This is a genomic window from Phyllobacterium sp. P5_D12 (assembly GCF_054049495.1).
The window spans coordinates 1-3,226 of record NZ_JBFUMG010000507.1 but is presented as its reverse complement, the minus strand read 5'-3'; the positions used below and the strand labels follow the sequence as shown (position 1 = coordinate 3,226).

2 protein-coding genes are annotated in these 3,226 nt (G+C 54.4%); one reads left to right on the top strand and one right to left on the bottom strand.

Annotated features, from left to right (window positions below):
• Positions 1 to 469 precede the first annotated feature (469 nt).
• A complete protein-coding gene (locus tag ACXJ5O_RS22615) occupies positions 470 to 985 on the bottom strand; it encodes a Holotricin-3 precursor (RefSeq protein ID WP_457301860.1) in 516 nt (171 codons plus the stop codon).
• Positions 986 to 1,806: 821 nt separating this feature from the next.
• Between ACXJ5O_RS22615 and ACXJ5O_RS22610 the strand changes: the two genes are divergently transcribed.
• Positions 1,807 to 2,073 carry a DUF982 domain-containing protein gene (locus ACXJ5O_RS22610; protein ID WP_457301859.1) on the top strand — a complete coding sequence of 89 codons (267 nt, stop codon included), beginning with the start codon at positions 1,807 to 1,809 and terminating at the stop codon, positions 2,071 to 2,073.
• Positions 2,074 to 3,226 lie beyond the last annotated feature (1,153 nt).

Here is a 3,226-nt window from a genome sequence, read left to right as displayed (position 1 = left end):
AGACTGGGAATTCCAGCGGGTCAGCAGATTCATGGCTGTGTACGGTGCGTTGGTCCAAAGCCATTTGATCGAGGCAATATTCGAACGTTACGTAGGCACCGATACCCCGATGCTTTCATTGTTTATCTCCATTCTGGGTGCCAGTGCGGTCGTAGCACTGGTCTGCCCATAGCGGTCGCGAGCCACCGTTTTTCGTTTCTACGGTGATATGTTGCCGTGGTCACCGTTACCGCAATGTCTGTCATCCTGCAATTATGCACGAGCCAGGAGACCCCGCGCAATGTCTACCCCCAAGAAACTTCCTCACGCAATCAAAACGTGAATCCAGACTCATCCCGATGTTCGGCTATGCCGCGACTTCTGAAGATTTGGAATTCTTCCCAACATGACGCCGCGTTAGCAGCCCGTGAAAACAGCGACCCGAAGGCCGCTGTTGAAAGATTACCGCAGATATAGGTTCAATAGGATCTTATTGGCGCGCATTCAGCAATGCATCAATGCGATCGACCTGCGCTGGGGTGAGCGTGCGGCCAAAGGCCGTTTCAAGCTGTGCAATCGCATCGTCAAGCGCCTGCTCCTGCAGCGCAGGGTCAGTCAGCGCCAATGCCTCTTCCCGGCTGCGCTCGTAGGTTGCAATCTTGCCTACGGAAGAGTTCGGTGCGGCCCGCTCCCTTGCCCGTGCAGATGCATGCGCAGCGTTCAGCGGACCCAATCCAGTTTTATCGTCGTCAGTGTCAAGAGATGATTTCTCGACTTTGGCTTTGTCGTGGGAATTTACAGAATTGCTGCGGTCGGACGACTTGCCATGACTTCCACCGTTGTTCCCGTGTCCACCGCCATTGCCATTGCCACCACCGTTGCCGCCGCCGTTTTTGGCAAGGGCCGAACCTACGGGATTGAAATGATCGGTGGTTGCACACATTGCGCCGGCAAAAAACAATCCAAGACACGCTGCTGCGACGAGACCAACTTTAAATTGAACCATTATCCACCTCCTCAATAAATTGCATGCCGACAGAGCCGGATCAACAGTCCGAAGATAGGCCTGTTGGGGGAAAGAGAAATCGGACTAAAGACCTATCCGTAAAAATCAATGGGCCTAACGCGTATATGCTCATTAACCTCGCCGTTGGCAGCATTGCAGGCAGAGCTCACTGCGGTAATGCATTTGAAACGGCATTGGGGTTAGTGCTGGCGATTATCCCCGTGGCGCCATTGACGATCATGAACCCATTGCCGTGGGCGCCAAATCACATCGGCACCGATGTTGTTTGTATTCGTCAGCGTTCCATTGTTGGTGAGKATCTGATTGGGACCCGCCATTGAAATAGCAGTGTTGCCATTTGCCCCCACGCTTTGATTATACCGGAATGTCCCACACTTTGGAGCGTCGCCGTTGCGCCTGAGCCCGTCATGTTGATCCAGCCGTTAAGGGTGCCGCCATTCTGGATGGTGAGCGATTGCCCGGCGGCCCCTAATGTGCAGCCGGGGGTTTCGTTGCCCGTGACCGTGGTGCAGTCTGCCAGTGCCACACGCGGGGCTAGCGCCAATGCAGCGGTTGATAATAGTAGAATTGAGCGGCGCGCTACTCCCACGCTTCCCCGAGGACTGTTGAAGTCCATGACGCCCCCTCCCGTCACCAAGCCCGCATAGCGCTACAGACCCGCGATTTGATCGCAGAGTGCATCGAATCGGGTGCGATTTCAAGGAAGCGCCCAATCGTTGCATCTCGGACATCCGAGGCGGTGACATTCGGAGGTCAGGTCGTGAGATGCCGCGCCTCACGCGTAAATAATAAAGAATTCAATGGAATCCTGGAGCCGCAGGCCTGGCGTGATGATTAATATTGGCACAGCTTACGATACGGCAAAGTTGCTGTTGGAAGAATGGCCACAGGAAAGCGGTGGGCCAAAACACCATAACGCGAGGGTCATCCTGTTATCATGCCTCGCTGGACAGTGTTCGGCAGCAGTTGCCCGTGTGGCGTTCATAGAAGCCGCGCGGGAAGCCAACATATACATTGCGCCGCGAGAGAATGGGCCCGGTCACCGGCGCGCCGACAAAGTGGCGTAAGGCTAAGGTGTGGCGGCGGACGTAGAACTCTCTCCGAATGAAGTTAATCGTCATCTGCGGCGCGAATATTCATCTCAAGATTGTGGGGTGTTTGGTTGCACTCGCATGGCGATTCGCTACGAATTGCTATGAAGTTTTAGGCTGAAACTCGTGCCATCCTTCGCCAAGGAAACCTTGCGAGGTAAGTGATGAAAACCGACAAACAGCAGAACATTGAAGCCACTTGCATGGCACTAACCCTACTCATCGAATTGGCAAGCAAGGATTGTCACGCCATGCTCGCATACCTAATCGAAATTGCGTTGATCGAGGCAAGGGAAGCCCACGCGAAGGTAAAGTTGACGTAGTTCGGCGTAGACCGATGTCGCCGGGCCTCACTTAATCTTAACCCCATGGGAGCATGCTTTGATCGCTGAGCCCCAAATGTCAGCACCCGGCCTGCCTTTTGTATTGCGTTTTTAGGCAGGTCGGGACACCCCATACTTGCCAGAACGATTCATTGGAGTTTCATAGCTTTGTCAGGCACCGACTGTGTGTCAGGCAGAGACTCGGCGGATCTATCCCCTATAGGATATCGGCACCGCCGAGCCACGTTTTTCCGTCCACCGCCTATGCAGGTGTGGGCATCCGCTTTGGGTATAGCAGCGGCCGGTGAAAGCCCGGCACCATGCGGCGCACGTGGGCTATGTATCAAACCTAGTGCCTTGAAAAGCGCTAGGTTTTTTTACATTCCAAGCCTGCTTTCCCAATGTTTTCCCCAATGCGCCTCTGGTTGCGGATTTGCGTTCGGCATTGTTTGGCTGGTACTCTGCCCTTGGCTGCGTGAGCACAGGGCGGTATGCTGGCTGACACAGGGCTTGATATGGCGAATGGCAAAAACCTTCAGCGCTATTTGAAAATGAAGCATCGAAGGCGCTTGCGAAATTCCCTGAGACGGATCAGTCGGGCGATGAAAAAATTGTTGCCCAAGCGAGGGCGGAATCGTCCTGATTAGTACCAAGTGACTATCGAGACCTACGGAACCGAGTCCCTTGGTTCTCCGTTCGGGTCCGATGGATGATCGACTGTTCAACGCCGTGAGGATCATGACAAGCCAGCCTGGCAGGATGCGCGTGATCACCTCCGCACTGYGTGCTGCCGAATGCATCCTGAA

Coding starts and splice junctions, on each gene's coding strand:
- ACXJ5O_RS22615 (WP_457301860.1), bottom strand. CDS start 985: ATGGTTCAATTTAAAGTTGGTCTCGTCGCAGCAGCGTGTCTTGGATTG.
- ACXJ5O_RS22610 (WP_457301859.1), top strand. CDS start 1,807: ATGGAATCCTGGAGCCGCAGGCCTGGCGTGATGATTAATATTGGCACA.